The sequence below is a fragment of the Cupriavidus sp. 01T418 genome (genome assembly GCF_056398885.1).
This window is the reverse complement of record NZ_JBFTQG010000005.1, coordinates 233,703-252,662: the sequence shown is the minus strand read 5'-3', so window position 1 is coordinate 252,662 and position 18,960 is coordinate 233,703. Positions and strand designations below refer to the sequence as shown.

16 protein-coding genes are annotated in these 18,960 nt (G+C 61.6%); 7 read left to right on the top strand and 9 right to left on the bottom strand.

What is annotated here, in order from left to right; genetic code table 11:
• Genes AC1DQ3_RS08585 through AC1DQ3_RS08570 form a run of 4 tightly spaced genes read left to right on the top strand, consistent with a single transcriptional unit; the run spans position 1 to position 4,472 of the window.
• The gene (locus AC1DQ3_RS08585) at positions 1 to 1,005 is read left to right on the top strand and encodes a glutathione S-transferase family protein (RefSeq protein WP_477119750.1); all 1,005 of its coding nucleotides are present in this window, start codon (positions 1 to 3) and stop codon (positions 1,003 to 1,005) included.
• Positions 986 to 1,810: an aldo/keto reductase gene (locus AC1DQ3_RS08580; RefSeq protein WP_477119749.1), complete on the top strand. Its 825-nt coding sequence runs from the start codon at positions 986 to 988 to the stop codon at positions 1,808 to 1,810. Before AC1DQ3_RS08585 ends, AC1DQ3_RS08580 begins: the two co-directional genes overlap by 20 nt.
• Positions 1,811 to 1,866: 56 nt before the next feature.
• Positions 1,867 to 2,955, top strand: a complete 1,089-nt coding sequence (locus AC1DQ3_RS08575; protein ID WP_477119748.1) for an alkene reductase — start codon at positions 1,867 to 1,869, stop codon at positions 2,953 to 2,955.
• Positions 2,956 to 2,966: 11 nt separating this feature from the next.
• Positions 2,967 to 4,472, top strand: coding sequence for a DHA2 family efflux MFS transporter permease subunit (locus tag AC1DQ3_RS08570; protein ID WP_477119747.1), 1,506 nt, complete (start codon positions 2,967 to 2,969; stop codon positions 4,470 to 4,472).
• A gap of 14 nt (positions 4,473 to 4,486) precedes the next feature.
• On the opposite strand, the gene AC1DQ3_RS08565 is transcribed toward AC1DQ3_RS08570, so the two are convergent.
• From AC1DQ3_RS08565 to AC1DQ3_RS08550, 4 genes are all read right to left on the bottom strand, one after another.
• On the bottom strand, positions 4,487 to 5,674 hold the full coding sequence (locus AC1DQ3_RS08565; protein ID WP_477119746.1) for a thiolase family protein: 1,188 nt from the start codon (positions 5,672 to 5,674) through the stop codon (positions 4,487 to 4,489).
• 245 nt (positions 5,675 to 5,919) lie between these two features.
• Positions 5,920 to 7,458: a DHA2 family efflux MFS transporter permease subunit gene (locus AC1DQ3_RS08560; RefSeq protein WP_477119807.1), complete on the bottom strand. Its 1,539-nt coding sequence runs from the start codon at positions 7,456 to 7,458 to the stop codon at positions 5,920 to 5,922.
• 77 nt (positions 7,459 to 7,535) lie between these two features.
• Positions 7,536 to 8,645 carry an HlyD family secretion protein gene (locus tag AC1DQ3_RS08555; RefSeq protein WP_477119745.1) on the bottom strand — a complete coding sequence of 370 codons (1,110 nt, stop codon included), beginning with the start codon at positions 8,643 to 8,645 and terminating at the stop codon, positions 7,536 to 7,538.
• A 15-nt stretch (positions 8,646 to 8,660) separates the two neighbouring features.
• Entirely contained in the window at positions 8,661 to 9,158 is a 498-nt protein-coding gene (locus AC1DQ3_RS08550; protein WP_477119744.1) for a winged helix-turn-helix transcriptional regulator, read from the bottom strand.
• A gap of 145 nt (positions 9,159 to 9,303) precedes the next feature.
• Between AC1DQ3_RS08550 and AC1DQ3_RS08545 the strand changes: the two genes are divergently transcribed.
• Positions 9,304 to 10,764: an efflux transporter outer membrane subunit gene (locus AC1DQ3_RS08545; protein WP_477119743.1), complete on the top strand. Its 1,461-nt coding sequence runs from the start codon at positions 9,304 to 9,306 to the stop codon at positions 10,762 to 10,764.
• Between the two features lie 167 nt (positions 10,765 to 10,931).
• Here AC1DQ3_RS08545 and AC1DQ3_RS08540 read toward each other — a convergent pair whose 3' ends face one another.
• Entirely contained in the window at positions 10,932 to 11,726 is a 795-nt protein-coding gene (locus tag AC1DQ3_RS08540) for an SDR family NAD(P)-dependent oxidoreductase (protein ID WP_477119742.1), read from the bottom strand.
• Positions 11,727 to 12,424: 698 nt separating this feature from the next.
• Here AC1DQ3_RS08540 and AC1DQ3_RS08535 point away from each other — a divergent pair.
• Positions 12,425 to 13,405, top strand: coding sequence for a quinone oxidoreductase family protein (locus AC1DQ3_RS08535; protein WP_477119741.1), 981 nt, complete (start codon positions 12,425 to 12,427; stop codon positions 13,403 to 13,405).
• Positions 13,406 to 13,781: 376 nt separating this feature from the next.
• Here AC1DQ3_RS08535 and AC1DQ3_RS08530 read toward each other — a convergent pair whose 3' ends face one another.
• On the bottom strand, positions 13,782 to 15,032 hold the full coding sequence (locus AC1DQ3_RS08530) for an alpha-hydroxy acid oxidase (protein ID WP_477119740.1): 1,251 nt from the start codon (positions 15,030 to 15,032) through the stop codon (positions 13,782 to 13,784).
• A 63-nt stretch (positions 15,033 to 15,095) separates the two neighbouring features.
• The gene (gene glaH, locus AC1DQ3_RS08525; protein ID WP_477119739.1) at positions 15,096 to 16,025 is read right to left on the bottom strand and encodes a glutarate dioxygenase GlaH; all 930 of its coding nucleotides are present in this window, start codon (positions 16,023 to 16,025) and stop codon (positions 15,096 to 15,098) included.
• 15 nt (positions 16,026 to 16,040) lie between these two features.
• Between glaH and AC1DQ3_RS08520 the strand changes: the two genes are divergently transcribed.
• Positions 16,041 to 17,033 carry a LysR family transcriptional regulator gene (locus tag AC1DQ3_RS08520; protein WP_477119738.1) on the top strand — a complete coding sequence of 331 codons (993 nt, stop codon included), beginning with the start codon at positions 16,041 to 16,043 and terminating at the stop codon, positions 17,031 to 17,033.
• Positions 17,034 to 17,211: 178 nt separating this feature from the next.
• On the opposite strand, the gene AC1DQ3_RS08515 is transcribed toward AC1DQ3_RS08520, so the two are convergent.
• Both AC1DQ3_RS08515 and AC1DQ3_RS08510 read right to left on the bottom strand, forming a co-directional pair.
• The gene (locus AC1DQ3_RS08515; protein WP_477119737.1) at positions 17,212 to 18,507 is read right to left on the bottom strand and encodes an MFS transporter; all 1,296 of its coding nucleotides are present in this window, start codon (positions 18,505 to 18,507) and stop codon (positions 17,212 to 17,214) included.
• Between the two features lie 80 nt (positions 18,508 to 18,587).
• Positions 18,588 to 18,854: a hypothetical protein gene (locus AC1DQ3_RS08510; protein ID WP_477119736.1), complete on the bottom strand. Its 267-nt coding sequence runs from the start codon at positions 18,852 to 18,854 to the stop codon at positions 18,588 to 18,590.
• Positions 18,855 to 18,960 lie beyond the last annotated feature (106 nt).

Sequence of the window (18,960 nt, the reverse complement as noted above, 5' to 3'; positions counted from 1 at the left end):
ATGGGCGAGCTGATTGGTGGCCAGTGGTACCGTACAGGCATTGAAACATCGATGGTAGACGGTACGATCCAGCGAAAACCGTCCGTATTTCGGGGTTGGGTGACGCAGGACGGCCAGCCGGTTGACGGGGGCCGGGGTTTTAAAGCAGAGCCGAACCGTTATCACCTATACGTCTCGCGTGCATGTCCGTGGGCTCATCGCACTTTGATCATGCGAAGCCTGAAGGGACTCGAAGACGTTGTTAGCCTTTCTGTTGTCCACTGGAAGATGGGCGAAGATGGTTGGACCTTCGATGCAGGGGCGGGCGTGATCGAAGACACAGTCAACGGTGTTGGCAAGCTCCATGAGATTTACACCATCGCTGATTCGACGTGCACCTCACGGGTCACTGTTCCGGTCCTCTGGGATAGGGCAGAACGCACGATCGTATCCAATGAATCTGCCGATATCATTCGAATGTTTAACAGCGCTTTCGATGAGCTCGGTGCGTCCGTCGGCGACTACTATCCCTTGGCGCTTCGCGCCGAGATCGATGCCATCAACGAGCGCACTTATACGGGCCTGAACAATGGTGTCTATCGCACCGGCTTCGCTTCAACCCAGGCCGCCTATGATGCTGCGGTGCTCCAGGTCTTTGCCACCCTGGACTGGCTTGAAGAGCGTCTGGCTGATCGCACCTATCTCGTCGGCGAATTGCTGACGGAGGCTGACATACGGTTGCTTACCACTCTGATTCGCTTCGATGCAGTCTATTTCGGGCACTTCAAATGCAATATGAAGGCATTGGTCGACTATCCGCGCTTGTGGGAGTATACGCGTCGCCTGGCTCGGCATCCCAGGATTCGACCGACCATCGACTTCTCGCATATCAAGGGCCACTACTACACCAGCCATCCCTGGCTCAATCCAAATGGCATCATCCCCGTCGGCCCAAAGCGGGATTTCGATGAACCGATCAGCCCCATGCTCTTTGACAGGACCGTTCATGCAGACCGTCTCCGCTAGTGGCGCCCGCATTCCATCGCTCGGGCTAGGTACTTATGGTATGCGCGGCGAAGCGCTTTCCGGCATCGTCGTGGCTGCCTTGCAGGCGGGGTTCCGCCATATCGATACCGGGCAAATGTATGCCAATGAGGCTGATGTCGGGCAGGGCGTGGCCCAATCCGGCGTGCCGCGGTCGGAAGTCTTCATCACTACCAAAGTCTGGGTCAGCAACTACGCTGCGCACCAGTTCGGTCCGTCGGTCGATGATAGCCTTCGCAAGCTTGGTACCGACTATATTGATCTGTTGCTGTTGCATTGGCCAAGCCATGACGTGCCGCTTGCTGACCAGCTTGGCGCGCTGAGCGAGCTGGTGCGTGTCGGAAAAGTCCGGCACATCGGGGTGAGCAATTTTAATCGGGCACTCATGGCACAGGCCATCGCGCTTTCCGAGAAGCCGCTCGTCACCAACCAGTTTGAGTACCATCCTTATCTCGATCAGCGTCTTCTGGCCGCGGCTACACGCGACGCGGGTCTTGCGATCACTGCGTATTGCGGGCTGGCCGTAGGTCGGGTCTTTTCCGACCCGGTGCTCAAGGACATTGCCGCTCGTCATCGACGTGGGGTCTCCCAGATCGTTCTTCGCTGGCTGGTGCAACAGGATGGCGTGATTGCGTTGTCTCGCACCACCAGGCGCGAGCGGCTGAGCGAGAACGCTGCAATTTTTGATTTCGAGCTGCCGGTGGATGAGATGGCGGCCATCTTTGCCCTGGTCCAACCAGGCAGTCGTATTGTCGACCCGCCGGGCCTGGCACCTGTCTGGGACTAACGTTACCGGGAAGACACGTTTTTGTCGCTCTCACATCTTTGAAAGGGAAATTGATCATGACTAAGAACGCACTTGAACGCCTGCTTCCGCCCGTTCGCCTCGGCAGGCTGGAACTGAAGAACCGCCTGGTCATGGCGCCGATGACCCGCAGCCGTGCCGGCTTCGACGGCACGCCGCGAGCGTTGGCCGCGGAGTACTACGCGCAGCGCGCGAGCCTCGGCCTGATCGTGACTGAAGGGACCCAGCCCTCGGACGATGGCCAGGGTTATCTCGCCACGCCGGGCATCTATTCCGACGCGCATGTCGCCGGTTGGAAGCGGATCACCTCTGCCGTGCATGAGCGCGGTGGCCATCTTTTCATCCAGCTCATGCATGCAGGGCGCATGTCGCACCCGGACAACACGCCGCATCATCGCCAGGGCGTCGCGCCTTCGGCCATCGCGCCCGGTGCGCCGATGTTCACGGCCACGGGGATGCAGGACATTCCCGTGCCGCGTATGCTGACGACCGAGGAGGTGCGCCAGACGGTGGCCGACTTCCGCTTCGCGGCACGCCGCGCGATCGAGGCCGGCGCCGATGGCGTCGAGATCCACGGCGCGAATGGCTACCTGGTCCATCAGTTCCTCGCACCAAGCGCCAATGCCCGCACCGACGAATATGGCGGTTCGATCGAAAACCGCGCCCGCTTTGCCATCGAGGTGGCCACTGCGATTGCCGGGGAAATCGGCGCTGACAGGACGGCCATTCGGCTGTCACCCGGCATGACGCGGTGGGGCATCGACGAAGGCGCAGAGGGACCGGCGCTCTACCACTATCTGGTGGCTGAACTGGACAAGCTCGGTCTGGCGTACCTGCACGTCACGCATCAGGGCAACGAGCCGCTGCTGGCTGACATTCGCAAGCTCTGGACGGGCACGCTGATCCTGAACCGGCCGGGCCGCCCACGTGACAGGATCGGGGCCGATGTGGCCTCGGGGCTCGCCGATCTGGAAGCCTTTGGCCAGATGGTCCTGGCCAACCCGGATTTCGTCACGCGCCTGAAGATCGGTGCACCGATGAACGACGCGAACGCCAATGCCTTCTTCGGCGGTGACGGGCACGGCTATATCGACTATCCGGCGCTGGCCGAAGCCGGGAAACCCTGAGGGATCGCGCCATGACCGATGCTTCCATCCACGGCGACAAACGCTGGCTGGCGCTGATCGTTCTGTGCCTCGGCGTGCTCATGATCGTGCTCGATACGACGATCGTGAACGTTGCATTGCCGTCGATCGCCGCGGACCTCGGCTTTACCGAAACCTCGCTGGTGTGGGTGGTCAATGCGTACATGCTTACCTTCGGCGGCTGCCTTTTGCTTGGCGGGCGGCTGGGCGATCTTTACGGCCACCGCAAGCTGTTCCTCGGCGGCATTACGCTGTTCACGCTGGCGTCGCTCGCATGCGGCATGGCAAATTCGCAAATCCTGCTGGTATGCGCGCGTGCCGTGCAGGGTTTGGGCGGCGCGGTCGTCTCCGCGGTTTCGCTGTCGCTGATCATGAATCTGTTCACCGAGCCCGGCGAACGGGCCAAGGCGATGGGCGTGTACGGCTTTGTCTGCGCGGGGGGCGGCAGCATCGGCGTATTGCTGGGCGGACTGCTGACCAACCTGCTGAGCTGGCATTGGATCTTTCTCGTCAACTTGCCCATTGGCGTCGCCGTCTATGCGCTGTGCGTCGCGCTCCTGCCGTCAGCGCGCGGCCATGCGCATGGCGAACGGCTCGACGTGGCCGGCGCGGTGACGGTGACGGCTTCGCTGATGCTCGCCGTGTACGCAGTCGTGAACGGCAATGAAGCGGGCTGGACCTCGGCGCAGACGCTGGGGCTGCTGTTCGCCGCGCTGGCGCTGTTGGCGGTGTTTCTCGTCATCGAAGCACGCATGCAGCATCCGTTGATGCCGCTCGGACTGTTCCGCTTGCGCAATGTCGCGACTGCCAATGTGGTCGGCGTACTTTGGGCGGCGGCGATGTTCGCGTGGTTCTTCATCTCGGCCTTGTATCTGCAGCGCGTGCTCGGCTACCGGCCCTTCCAGGTCGGGCTGGCGTTTTTGCCGGCCAATCTGATCATGGCGTTCTTTTCGCTGGGCCTGTCGGCGCGCGTGGTGATGCGCTTCGGTCTGCGCCTTCCGCTTGCCGTCGGGCTGCTCGTCGCGGCGTGTGGCCTCGCGCTGTTCGCACGGGCACCGGTGAACGGCAACTTCGTGCTCGACGTGCTGCCCGGCATGACCCTGCTCGGCTTCGGCGCGGGCATCGCATTCAATCCCCTGCTACTGGCTGCCATGAGCGACGTCGATCCGAGCGATTCGGGCCTCGCGTCCGGTATCGTCAATACGTCGTTCATGATGGGGGGCGCACTCGGCCTCGCGGTGCTCGCAAGTCTCGCCGCCGCGCGCAGCGACGCGATGCAGGCTTCCGGAAGCGCCACGGCGGCGCTCAATAGCGGCTATCACGTGGCGTTTCTGTTCGGTGCGATCTTCGCGGCGGCGGCGGGTGTGCTGGGCGGCTTGTTGTTGCGTCCGGGGCAGCCAGGCGGCGCCGGCGCGCGACCGGTTGCTGACAGCCACGGCGTAACGACGGCGGGCCCGGCACCCACAACCGGCAACGCGGCACCGACAGAGCACTACTGACCGAGCAGGAGCCTCTAGGCGAGTGCTTCGATGGCGAGCGCAATGCCCTGGCCACCGCCAATGCAGAGCGTGACGATACCGCGGCGTATTCCGTCGGCACGCATGCCGTGGAGCAGCCGCGTGGTGAGAACCGCGCCGGTCGCGCCGATCGGGTGGCCGTGCGCGATGGCGCCGCCGTCGACGTTGATCATGTCGTGCGGCAAGCCCAGTTCGGCAGCCACGGCGAGCGGGACGGCGGCAAAGGCTTCGTTGATCTCGAAGCGCTCTACGTCACCAAGCGACCAGTGTGCACGCGCCAGTGCCTGCCGGACTGCCGGAACGGGCCCCAGACCGAACATCCCCGGCTCGACAGCGCCCAGTCCATAGGCAACGAGCCGTCCGAGGGGTTGGAGACCATGCTTCTCGGCAACGGCACGATCCGCCACGATCATGGCCGCTGCACCGCTGTTGATGCCCGGTGCGTTGCCGGCGGTAATTGTCCCGTCACGGCGGAACGCCGGCTTCAGTCTGGCGAGTCCATCGAATGTCGTGTCGGGGCGATTCGCTTCATCTTTCGCGAACAGGACTGTACCGGCCTTGCCCTTCACGGTTACGCCGACGATCTGTTCTTCAAACTTGCCCTGCGCCTGGGCAAACGCGAACGCCTGCTGGGAGCGTTCGGCCCAGCGGTCCTGCGCCTCCCGGCTCAGCTGGTAGCGCGTCGCGAGATCTTCGGTATGCCAGCCGGAGTGTTCGTTGGAGAACGCGTCGACCAGACCGTCCATCAGCATGCTGTCATGCAGGACGCTGTCGCCCATGCGCTGCCCCCAACGGCCGGCCGGCATCAGGTAGGGAGCGCGGTCCATGTTCTCCATTCCGCCTGCAATGGCGATGTCGACATAGCCCAGGCGAACTTCGTCCGCCGCCGAGGCGATGGCCTGGGCACCGGACCCGCAAACGCGGTTCACGGTCAGCGCCGGAACGGATTTCGGAATGCCTGCGTTGATCGCCGCCTGGCGCGCCGGGTTCATCTTGTTGCCGGCCTGGACGACGTTGCCGAACACTACGGAGCCGACAAGCTCAGGGTCCAGCCGAGCGCGTTCCACTGCTGCCCGAATCACGGTGGCGCCAAGCTCCGTGGCCGGGATGGTCTTCAGCGAGCCGTTGAATGCGCCGATGGGCGTCCGTACGGGCTGGCACAGCACGACTTCCTTTGTACTCATTGCTACCTCACTAGGTTGATTCAAGCGGGGGACCCGAGGTCGTCGGGATGGCATACTGGCTTGCCGCCTGGATAGATTTCGTCAGCAAGCCTGCAATATTTGTTGTCAGCGAGCGCACAGGTCAGACTGCTATCGTGCGCCGGCGGTCCGGCGGCGTATGCATCCGGAGCCAGGCTTGCGGCGACGATTGCCGATAGGAAGAGCAGGGTTGGATAGTGTCGAATCATGTTCGCCTCCGGTCAGGGTCAATGTGCGTCTGCCGACGGACCCTTCGGCGCCGCGACCTTGCGCATCAGCGGTACCAGCGGCGTCGCAATGACAAAGCACACGAAGATGGCGAGGAACGCATCGGCGTAGGTGAGCGTGTGAGCCTCGCGTATGGTGAGAGCCCAAAGTTGCCTGATGGCGGCGGCATTGCCGTCATTGACCTCGTTACTCAATGTCATCAAGTGGGTGGTCGCATCGTTCAGGAATGCGGCCATGGACTCGTTGCGGATGTTCAGGTGTTCGGCCAGGCGCAGGAAGTGGAGGTTTGTCCGGTCGTTCAGGATCGTGGCGCATGCTGCGATGCCGATAGCACCGCCGAGGTTGCGCATCAGGTTGAACAGGCCGGAGGCGAGCTTCAGTCTCGCGGGCGCCAGGCCGCCCAGCGTCAAGGTCACTGTGGGTGCAACGGCGAACTGTTGTGCCATGCCACGGATGGCCTGGGGCAACAGCAGTTCGGCGCTGYCCCAGTCATGGGTGATGGGCGCGAAGTTCCACATCGACAGGGCGAAGAGCGCGAGGCCGACCATCAACAGCCACCGCAGATCCACCCGGTTCGCGAGGTAAGCATAGAAGGGGATCGACAGCACCTGAAACAGGCCGGTGGAGAATATCGCCAGCCCGGTTTGCAAGGCGCTGAACCCGCGCACCTGCCCCAGGAACAACGGGGTCAGGTAGATCGTCGCGAAGATCCCGATGCCGGTGACGAAAGAGAAGAAGCATCCAAGGGCAAAATTGATGTCCTTCAGCGCCCGTAGATCGACGACCGGATTCTTGTAAGCAAGCGAACGCCATAGGAAACCGATTCCCGAGATCCCCGATATCCACGCGGTGGTCAGGATGGTCTGATCCCCGAGCCAGTCCCAGCGCGGCCCTTCCTCCAGCGTGTACTCGAGGCAGCCGAGAAAGAGCGCCAGCAGAACCATGCCCAGATAGTCGGCACCTTTGACCAGCTTCCAGTCCGGATGATCGATCTTGACGAGCATCGGCACCACGATCGTCACGAACACGCCGGGGGCGAGGTTGATGAAGAAGAGCCAGTGCCAGGAGAAATTGTCCGTGATCCAGCCACCGACGGTGGGCCCGAGCGTCGGTGCCAGCGACGCCAGTCCCCCGATGATGGCGGCTGCCGCCACGCGCTGGCGTCCTTCGAAGAACACGAACACCGTGGTGAAGACCATTGGAATCATCGAGCCACCCAGGAAGCCCTGCGCAGCGCGAAAGGCAATCATGCTCTGAATGTTCCAGGCGATCCCGCAGAGCAGACTGGCTACGGTGAAACCGGCGGCGGAAGCTGCGAACAACCAGCGCGTGGACATGAGCCGGGCAAGCCATCCAGACAGCGGAATGACGATGATCTCCGCGATCAGGTACGCGGTCTGCACCCAAACGGTCTCATCCGCGCCCGCGGAGAGGCCGCCGCCGATATCGCGCAACGATGCGGAGACGATCTGGATGTCAAGCAATGCGATGAACATGCCCACGCACATCGTCGCAAAGGCGAACGCCTTGGTGCGCATCGGCAGGTCGCTGGGTGACAGTAGGGGCGAGGGTCCTGCTGTATGGGATGCACCAGGGTTTGCGGTGACTGCGGTGCTCATGATTTGCTCGCTTGCGTGGCAGCGTGGGTATCGACTTCGGCAACGACCGACAAGCCCGGCCGCAGGATGCCGAGCTTTGCATCTTCTTCGTCGAGGACGATGCGCACGGGGACGCGCTGAACAATCTTGGTGAAGTTGCCGGTGGCGTTTTCGGCCGGCAATACGCTGAACTGGGCGCCAGTGGCTGGCGCGAGGCTTTCAACGCGTCCATGGAACACCTTGCCCGGCATGACATCGGCCACGATCGTGGAGCGCATGCCGGGCTTCATGTGGGCCAGTTGTCCTTCCTTGAAATTGGCATCGACCCAGAGACCCTTGGCAGGCACGATCGATAGCAATTGCCCGCCGTTGGCAGCATAGCTGCCGACGCGTGCGCGGCGATTGCCCACCGTGCCGTCAACGGGCGCACGGAGTTCGGTGTACCCCAGATTGAGGCGTGCGATGTCGCGCTCGGCGATAGCCTGGGTCAGCGATGCTTGTGCCTGCAGTTTCTGCGTGGCGATGACGTCGAGTTGCCGCTGGGCAGCTTCTACGCTTGCGTTGGCTTTCTGGCCATTGGCGAGCGACTGCTTGTAGTCGGCATCGGCTTTCTGCGAGCTTTGAATGGAAACGGCGGACTTTGCGACCAGGCTGGCGTAACGCGCCTGATCGTCGCGCGCCCGAACTGTCTCTGCGTCGACGGCAGCGACGCCTGCCTTAGCCTCCGAGATCACGGCATGCTGGAGCTTATCCCGCGCATCGAGATTGGCGAGAAGTGCTTGTTCCGATGCCACGGCGCCTTCGGCCTTTGCCAGTGCTGCACGATAGTCGCGGTCGTCGATACGTGCCAGCAAGTCCCCGGCGTGCACCTGCTGGTTGTCGGTCACAAGGACTTCGGTGAGGTATCCGGGAACCTTGGCGGCAATCAACGTGACCTCCCCGCCGACGTAAGCGTCATCGGTATCCTCGACGAAGCGCGCGTCGGTCCACCAGTGGTAGCCATATCCTGCTGCGGCCAGAGCAATCAACGCGCCGCTGCCGCGGATCAGTAGTGCCTTCTTGTTCAGTTTGAGCCTGGAAGGGGCGGCCTCCGAGGGGGCGCGATCCACAGTAGTAGTGCTTGTCATGAAATTGCTCCGTATTTAGAAAGCGTCCGTAGCGGACGCAGAGGGGTTCGATTCGAGGGCCTGGGCTTGGGCTGAGCGGTTGAGGCGGTTCCGGAGTCCTTCGCTGGCGGCGGGGCCGGGCGCGAGGTAGTGGCCGGCTTCGGTGATCGGCTCGCCGGTCTCCGCGTCGACAAGCGCAAGACGCACGGGGCGGCCGGAGCGGCGCTCGACCAGCCGTACGGTTTCACCGCCGTGGCCGTAGTGCCGGCTTCCCCACGCCATGAGCGTCAGCAGCACGGGACGAAAGTCCCGGCCGAGGTCGGTGAGCACGTAGTCGTCGCGCGGCGGATGGGCGCTGTACTGCCGCCGGGTCATCAGCCCCTCTTCGACGAGGGTGTTCAGTCGCCGCGTCAGCATGTTGGGAGCAATGCCCAGTCTTTTCTCGAACTCGTCGAAGCGCGTGGCGCCGTAAAAGGCTTCCCGCAGGATCAGGACAGTCCAGGCGTCTCCAACGCGTTCGATGCCGCGTGCCATGGGGCACTGAGCATCCTTGTGTGACTTTCTTAACATTGCAGGCCCTTTTCAAAAAGAGGTTGCTATCACGATGCAAGTTAGTCTAGGCTAGTAACTAGCATCATGCAAGTAAGAATTTGCGTGAGCCTCAATGAAAGGAATCGACATGACGAAGAAAGCACCCTATGGCCTGGTCGGGCGCGCAGTGACGGTTGCCGCATCTGCGGTGGTGGCGTTTGGCCTGGCAGCGTGTGCGGTAGGCCCCGACTACCACACGCCCGCGAGCGAGATGCCGAAGGCATATCAGCACGCTACCGAGCTGGCCCCGATCAACGACTCGCGCGAGCCGGTATCGCTGGACACGTGGTGGAACGGCTTCAACGATCCGGTCCTCACGAAGATCGTTCAACGGGTCCTGGACCAGAACCTCGATATGGCGGCGTCCATTGCGCGTGTGGACCAGGCGCGCGCGGCTGCGAACTTCGCGGGGGCTGAACTGCTGCCGCAAGGGAACGCTTACGGCGCCGTGGGCAAGGAACGCCAGTCGTTGGAAAGCCCATTGGGCAAGATCGGCAGCAATTTGCCCGGCTACAAGCGCGGCCAGACGCTCTATTCGGTTGGCGCGGCGGCAACGTGGGAAATCGATATCGCCGGCGGGCTGCGGCGCGGCGCCGAGGCCGCCGATGCGGAACTGCAGGCCGCCGAAGCCAATCATCTCGGCGTGCGGATTCTGGTCGCCGCCGAAGCGGCCGATGCCTACTTCCGCGTGCGCGGGGCGCAGGCCCGCATCGCCATCGCCCAGCAGCAGGTCCAGACCAACCAGCGTTTGCTGGATCTTGTGCGCCTGCGTTTGGCCGATGGCATTGGTGCCGAGCGTGAGCAGGCGCAGGCCGAAGCCCAGCTTGCCCAGACCCGCGTCACGATCCCGCCGCTGCAGATCGAACTCGAAACGCAGCTCAATCGCCTCGATGTACTGATGGGCGCGCAGCCGGGCTCTTATGCAGCGGAACTGCGCGATTCGAAGAGCGAGATGGTCGTGCCGCAGGTCGCGTTGGCGCAGGGCCCCGCCACTCTGCTGCAGCGTCGCCCTGACGTGATTGCGGCGGAGCGCAGGTTGGCTGCATCGAACGCCCGTATCGGCGTGGCTACCGCCGAGTATTACCCCAAGGTGTCGCTATCGGCGTTGCTTGGCTTCGAAAGCCTCACGGCAAGCAAGCTGTTCACCGCGCAGGCGTTCCAACCCGCCGTTACCGCGGGACTGCGCTGGCGTCTGTTCGACTTCGGACGTGTGGATGCCGAAGTCGCAGGTGCCAAGGGTGCCTTCGCCGAGGCCTTGGCCAACTATCGAAAGTCGATGCTGCAAGCCACGGCGGATGTCGAGGATGCCTTGATCTCGCTTACGCAACTCGAATCGCAAAGCCACGAACTGGGCAACGAGGTTGGTGCGCATGAACGCGCCCGCAACGCTTCCGAGGACGCGTACAAGGGCGGGGCGGTAAGCCTGTATGAAGTGCTCGACGAGGACCGCCAACTGCTCGCTGCCCGCGACCAGCAGGCCAAGGTGCGGGCGGATAATGCGCGTGCCGCAGTATCGACCTTCCGGGCTCTGGGAGGCGGATGGTCCTGACACGCCACGGCTTCCCGAAGCGCGGCGCGGATGTGCTGGAAATGGTGCGCGAAAACTTCCGTTGAACACGGATGGCAGCGTACGTGAAGCCGCTTGTATCGTTAATTCGGCTGGCGGGTTTAACGATCCTCAACAGCAGCGTCACGAAATGGCGGGAGAGGCTGGACTTAGCCGATGCTGAAGCGTTGGCCATCATCCACGGCGAGCGTCGAGCCGGTCATGAATGCGCCGGCCGGCGAAGCGAGCATCAGCAGCGCGGCATCGAGCGCCTCGGGCGTGCCGAGGCGCCGGCGAGGCATGCCCTCGACGATCTTCCTGCCCGCGGGGGTCTGGAACATGGCGCGGTTGATGTCAGTCTCGATGTAGCCGGGATTGATAGCGTTGACGTTGATACCGTGGGCCGCCCATTCATGGGCCATCGTGCGGGTCAGATGCTCCAGCGCCGCCTTGCTGGCGCCGTAGATGCCGAGTTGCGGCGAGTGCGTATGCGCGGCGAGAGAGCATATGTTGATGATGCGTCCCGGCAGTTGCCCGTCGATGAGCCGGCGTGCGAAGGCGGTAGCCATCAACAACGCGGCCTTCGTGTTCACGTCGAATACCCGGTCGAACATCTTCTCGTCCACGTCGATCAGCGCCGCGCGCCCTCCGACGCCCGCATTGTTCACAAGCGCCCATAGCGGCGGCATGCTTTGCTGGATATCATCCAAGGCAAGGCGCACGGCTTCCTGGTCGGCAACATCGACGGGAAAAGTCCGCGCTGTACCACCGGCTTGTGCGATCAGTTCCGCGGTTTCCTGCAGCGGCTCCGGCCGCCTGCCCAGCAGGGCGATATGCGCGCCGGCGGCGGCCAGCGTCCTTGCCGCCTGCCGCCCAAGTCCCGAGCCGGCGCCGGTGACGATTGCCGTCAGCCCGCGCAGGCCGAAGCGCTCGGCGAAAAACTCCGTGTCAAAGCCATTGCTCATCTTCATTCCTTCCCTTGATTTCGTTTCATTGGGGCAATGCCGCGCCGTTAGTGGCGGCCACGGGTTCAGTCCAGCTTGATGCCGAAGCCCTGCACGATTTCGCTGTTCGATTCGGACTGTGCGTGCAGGTCGCGCTGCTGCTCATTTCATCCTGCCATCCAGCGTTCTGTCGCTTTCTGCCGGGCGCAGGCTCGCGTCCCGGCGAACGCAGCTTTTCGCGATCCGCTGCGGCGTGCCAGACGACCCTCACTTCGTCATGAATGCGCCCGGTGGTCGTTTCGCCGTGCGGCCTGGGCACTCAAATCAGTATATCTGCGTTTCGGCGAGGTTTGTACGTCAGGCAGCAGGAGCGACCGCTCGTTGCCCGCTTTCACGAAAGTCAGTATGACTCCCCTGGGGCGGAGGGCAGAATGCACAGCGGGTTGCACATGTGATGCAGTTTTGTCTTGCGTCGCCGTCCGGATCGGAGCTACGGTGGTAGTCGATGATCCGGTGCGCTTGCGTCAGCGGATGACTGTCATAAATAGGCAAGTTCAAGGCGTGCAAGGTAAAGCAGGAAGAGGCGCCAGGCCAGATGATTCACTCGTCACGAAGAACTTTGCCACCATATTGATTCGCTCTTTGGCGAGCTCAAGCGTGAAGCAAGGGCTGGCAAGCCGCAGGCGAACTGTAATATTTGATTCAGAACAGGAGTTAACATGGCGAAAGTCGTTAAGTTTTACGAAACGGGCGGACCCGAGGTCCTTCGTCTTGAGGACGTTGGCGTTGGTGAACCGGGACCGGGAGAGGTCCGCGTCCGCCACGTGGCCGTGGGCCTGAATTTTGCCGACACCTACTTCCGCGGCGGTACCTACAAGGTTCCGCTGCCCAGCGGCCTCGGCAACGAGGCAGCCGGCGTGGTCGAGGCCGTCGGTGCCGGCGTGACCCAATTGGCGGTCGGCGACCGTGTGACCTACACGGGCTTTATCAACACGCTGGGCGCCTACAGCACTGAGCGGCTGATTTCTGCCGAACTGCTGATCAAGCTGCCGGAGGCCATCAGCTGCGAAGCCGCGGCGGCCATGACCATGCGGGGTTTGTCCGCCGCCTACCTGGTGCGCCGAATCTACCCGTTCAAGGCGGGCGACGCCGTGCTGCTGCATGCCGCAGCAGGCGGTGTTGGCCTGATCGTTTCGCAATGGGCCAAATTGCTCGGGCTGACGGTGATTGGCACGGTTTCGACCGATGCCAAGGCCGAAGTGGCGCGTGCCCACGGCTGTGACCACACGATCAACTACAGCCATGAGGATGTGGCCAAGCGCGTGCGGGAACTGACGGACGGAGTGGGTGTGTCCGTGGTCTTCGACAGCGTGGGCAAGGCCACCTTCATGTCCTCGCTGGACTCCCTCAAGCGCCGCGGGCTGATGGTCTGCGTCGGTACCGCCTCCGGCACAATTCCGCCGTTCGATCCGCAGATCCTGGCGCGCAAGGGCTCGCTGTACCTGACCCGCCCGGGCCTGGCCGACTACATCGCCGATCCGGCCGAAAAGGCGGAACTGGTCGATGAGCTATTCGGCCACGTAGCGGCAGGCCGCATCCGCATCGAGATCAATCAGCGCTATGCCCTGGAGGACGCCGAGCAGGCACATCGGGACCTGGAAGCACGAAAGACCACGGGCTCGTCCATTTTCGTGATTTGAGTGTTCCCCTTCCTGGGAGACTTGGTTCGTCAGGCCGGTCCGGTCTGCAACACGTAACCTAGTGATCTGGCAGTCGGGTCAGGTTGTTCAGGACCCGCTGTCGGCAGCGCTCTTCGTTGTACGCGTTGGGATCCACCTATTCCACGCCATCGTGCAGTGTGTCGTAGAAGAGCGCCGCGACCGCATCAGTCTCTGAAATACAAAATGCCCGATGAGGTTCATCGGGCATTTTCTTTTATGACAGGACTTGACAGCTTCGCGGCTTCCGACAGGCAGCAAGGCCGGTCGGAATGTCGCACACACCTACGCATTGGACCGGGTTGGCCGGATTGGCCGGGTTGGCTTACCCAGACGCAATTCGGCCGGTCTTGCGACCCTAGACGATGACGCTATTGTTCACGTCTGCGAGGGTCTTCGCGCCAAGCATGGCCATGTTCCGATCCACCTCATCGCGCAAGAGAGTGATGGCGTGGCGAACGCCTTCGGATCCCCCAACGGCCGCAGCGTAAACAAAAGGGCGCCCCAGGAAGACAAAGCGGGCTCCCAGTGCCAACGCTTTCAGAACATCGCCGCCTCGCCGGATACCGCTGTCCATCATGACGGCTGTCTTGTGCGCGACTGCATCACAAATCTCCGGCAATACAGCAAGCGGCTCGACGGCACCGTCCAATTGGCGCCCACCGTGATTCGAGACAATGATGCCGTCGGCGCCCAGGGCGACAGCGCGCTCGGCGTCGGACGAATGCAAAATGCCCTTTATGACCAGGTTGCCGCGCCATCTTTGCCGGATGCGCTCGATATCCGTCCAACTCAGGTGATCGCGCCCCGTCGTATCGCGAATAGCGGAGGCCGACAGGATCGGTGCGCCGCGAGACGCAAAAGAATTCTCAAAATGCGGCATCCCGCTTGAAATGAGCGTTTTGGCGAAGGTCCCGGCCAGCCAACGCGGCCGAGACACGCCATCGAATGCCAAACGGACAGATGGGCGCAAAGGCAAGGAGAAGCCAGTACGGACGTTATTCTCCCGGTTGGCCCAAACGGGAATATCAACCGTAAGGACAAGCGTAGCGTACCCGGCTGCTGCAATCCGCTCGATCAGGGCGTCCCTGCGCGTGGCGTCACCTGGCAGGTACGCCTGGAACCACGTGCCTGGCGCGGCCGCGTGAACGGTTTCCATCGGAATCAAGGATGTGCCGCTCATGATTGCGGGTATCTGCTCTTCCCGCGCCGTTTGCGCGAGGACCACATCGCCGCGGTAAGCGGCAATCGCACTGATTCCAACGGGCGCCACGCCAAAGGGAGAAGCGTAACGTTGCCCAAAGATCTCAGTCGCTTGCGACCTTCCCGACACGTCGACAAGGACTTTGGGACGAAACTTGACCTCGTCGAATACCGTCCTGTTCGCGGCAAGCGACTTTTCATCCTCCGCGGCGCCGGCAATATAGCCAAAGATCGGACGCGGAAGCACCTTCTTTGCCGCGACTTCAAAATCGGCAAGCGAGAGGATCGACCGTAGTCGTCGAGGAATCTGCTTGTTGACGCCATAGGCAGCCTTGGCAGGCTTGGCAGGCGTTCCGGTGCTCGGAAGGGCTTGGCTTTCTGCAACTTCTGTTTGAGATGTCATCATGATTTGAAGCGTCCATCAGGCCCAACCGCTGTCACTATCAGCCACGCCGGATCACATTGATAATTAGGCGAAGGTGCCTCGCTGGCGCATCAGCTCACGGTGCAGCGCCTCATTTTTCTCGAACGGAGCACGCCCGTGGAGGTAGAAGTAGTTGTTCAGGACAACCAGATCGCCGACGGGCAGCGACACTTCCTTGGTTCCCGGCGAAGCCTCCATGGAAGTCGACAGGGCGTTGAGAAATGCAGCCTCCTCGCGATTGCGCGGCTGTACGAACTGATCGATGAAGGACATCGACAAGCCGAACTCGTTCTGGAAGAAGAGCGGACGCTCGACCTTATCGCCGACATTCTTGGACCCCGGCGCCTTGTAGAGGAAAGGCTGCGTCCCGAGACGGTGGTTGACAAACCGGTCGCGCCCTTCCCAATCGTCCAGATGCAGGAATCGGGACTCGCCGCCGACTGCATTCTCTTCTGCAAACTTCATCATCAACAGCCAGTCCGTCGCTTCGGTAACGAAGGTGCCATCGGTGTGCATCGTGAAGAGTCGATAGGCTTGGCGCAAATAGGAGTCGCTATCGTCCGTGTGCTTGACCACGAAGCGAGCATAGTAATTGCCCGACATCGCATCGTGGTTGCTGGGGCCCATGAGGTGCCCAATGGCAGTGCCGAAGCGGACGAAATCGTCGGCGTCCGTCGTCAGTCCCTGGAGGCCTACCGTAAAGCCACCGTGCCGCCGATCCTTCACAATACCGTTGATGGTCGTAGCGAAGTCCTCGCCGACATGCTTCGCGAGTACATCCGCGAGCTCGTAGCGCACGAAGGGAACGTACTCGAGGTTCTGAATATCGACCTTGCGTACGTCATGCAGGAACCCAAGAAGGGCATCGCGCTCAACGGTCACATGCAGGATGCGATGGTGTTCCGGGTGGGCAGACAATTGGAAACGGGACTCGTCATGGCTGGCAAGCATTGCCGATGGAAGCGGGGCATTCATCGTTAGGACTCCGGGATGTGGTATGGCTCTATTTCATCTGGTTTCTTTGATATGATCCAGATGGCAGACAGTAATCTTTGTTCCGGAGTTGAGATTAAAACGATGATTGACGTTCGGCAGTTGCAGTGCTTCCTCGCCGTGTCGGAAGAGCTTCACTTTGCGAAGGCGGCAGATCGCCTGGGTGTCGCACAATCAGGGCTCAGTACCCAAATCCAACGCCTTGAACAAGATTTGGGGGTTACGCTCCTGAACCGCAACAAAAGGAAGCCGGTTTCACTTACCGACGCGGGGCACCTGTTCCATGCCGAGGCTGTCGCTGCGTTGCGGCACATTGAGCGAGCCGACCAGGTGGGACGCCTGGCTGCCCGAGGGCTGGCTGGCGTCATCCGTGTCGGCTATGTCGCATCTGGCGCAAGCAGCGGCCTTTTGTCCATGATGCTGAGCGAGTTTCGGAAATCACACGAGATGGTCCGGATCGAAGTCGTGCCAATGGAGTCGCCAAGGCAGCTCGAAGCGATCAGCGATGGCCAGATTGATGTGGGAATTGTCAGGCCAAGACGGCTCTATCCGGCTGGCGTTATCACGAAGGTCGTACAGACCGAACGTCTGCTGGCTGCAATGACAGGAAGCCATCCCCTGGCAAGGCGAGGGGGTGTTTCAGCGCGCGCACTGGCAGATCAATCGTTCATCGTCCCTCAGTTTGCAGACGAGGAAGGATTCTTGTCTGCGTTATCCGCCCTGGGCGAAGTCGGAGGGTTCACGCCGCATCTGGAATATCGCGTCCAGGATTTCATCTCCGCCATTTGCCTCGCGTCTGCGGGATACGGCGTGGCCATCGTGCCTGAGTCGATGCAGAATTTCTCCCAGCCAGGTATCTTCTACACACAGATCGCCGACTTTGAATTCTCGGTGCACCTGGCGCTAGCGCATAGGCGTCGGGAAATATCGCCAGCGGTACGCGCATTTGTGCAACTCGTAACCGAGAAATTCAAGGGCCGTGCATCCTAGACGCGCCATTTGATGCCGAAGGAAAGCCCATGAGGGTAAGCGTCCCGCTCGTCCATCTTGTATCGATCGACGGGATCTGCATCGTCCCCGCGATGGAGAATCGTGGGGACGATGGATTGCGTGCCATCAGCCATTGAGCGGCCGCGCTGCAGAGAGTAGTGCCGCCAGGGTCGTGTGCTCAGCCGCGTCGCGTTTCCGCGATGTAACACCATCTGCCAATGAGGAACACGGTGAAGGGCAGAACTGCCGCGAGCGGTAGCCAGCGCAGGGCGACTTGCAGACCAACCGCGTCCGCTACCATACCGGTGATAAAGGGGCCTGCTGCGAGGCCTAATATATTGTTAAACAACGTCAGTGTGGCAAATGCCGAGCCATGAATCGCTGGCGGTGTGGCGCCGGCAATGATCGCGCTACATGTGCCGAACGAGCTGGCAAGGAAGAACACCCCGGGGATAAGGAGCGCGAGTTGCAGATTACCCGCTGGCAAGCGGAAGGCGAACGCCAGCAGCGTGCCTAACAGCAGGCAATAGCCAATGGCCATGTTCCACCTCTTGAGCGACGATTCCCTGCTGATGCGATCGGTCATCACACCGCACATGAGTTGGCCCAGGCCGCTGACAAGGACAAGGCCGGCCGCCAATACGGCCGCTTGGCTGACAGGCATGCCCCAATAGCGATTCAGGTAGCTGGGCAGCCACACGAAAAGAGTGCCCTGGACGAAGATCTGCAGGGCGCAGCCGAGATACGCGCAAAAGACGGAACGGGACGGAAACAGGCCAGAGAAAAACGCACGCGGTGCCAGTTTCACATGTCCGTGCACCGGAGTTCCTTGCGCATTGTCCGGTTGCACCCTTGCGATTTTTTCTTCCGTGACCACGAAGTAATAAATGATCACCAGCACAAAGCCAATGATCGCCATCAGACCCATCGACCAGCGCCAGCCGAAGTGCGTCGCAATGATGCCGGAAAGCGAAACACCGAGCACGGAGCCAAAAGCAGCGGCAGACGTAAAGCCACCGGCAATGGTAGACCGCATATGCTTCGGAAAGACGCTCACGAGCATCGCGAATCCGACACTGCCGTAGGCAGCCTCGCCGACACCGACGAACAAGCGCGCGATGAACATCTCGTGGTAGGTACTGGCAATGGCGCACCCGAGCGTGGCAACACTCCACACCGCAACCATCAGTGCAATGCTTTTGACACGTCCCCAGCGGTCCGCGATGATGGAGAATGGGAGCGTCAGAATGCCGACCGTCAACGGCACCACACTGCTGATCGAACCGAGCTGTGTATCGGAAATCTGCCACTGCACTTTCAATAGCGGAAACAAGGCATTGATCGCCTGCCGCGACATGTAGTCAGACAGCAGCAGGCAAAACATCAATGCAAATACCACCCACGCGTAGGGTCGGGCGCCAGTGGGAGCCGCGGCCGACGCTGCCGGTATCGCGGTACTCGTATATGTGTTCAATTCTGTCTCCTCGAATGATTCTCGAAACTCATGACTGATAGTGCCGCCTGCTGTCGTGTGACCCGTGTGAAGCCTGGCCTTCAGGCCAGGGCCGGCAGTGGTTTCTGCTGGCCGTCAGCATCGCCGGGCGCATTCTTTGTGTCGCCGTGCGCGCTTTGGAATTTGACGCTCATAAGGACTTCTCGCAGCGGATCATCAAGCCTGGCGCTACTTCCCGCTTTACCTTGCACGCCTTGAACTTGGCCTTTTGTGACAGCAATCCGCTGACGCAGGGAACACTGGATCACCATGGGCGCCAGATTCAGCACATCTTGAAGAGTCGCTTGTCCCCCGCAGCGTTGCAGCACGGTGTTGCCGGCTAACGCTGATGAGGGAGTGCAAGATGGCGCAAGAGACGTCTTTGAAAGTGCGCCCGCTATATCTTGCTAGGGTTTTCCCTCTGTTTGCGCGAGT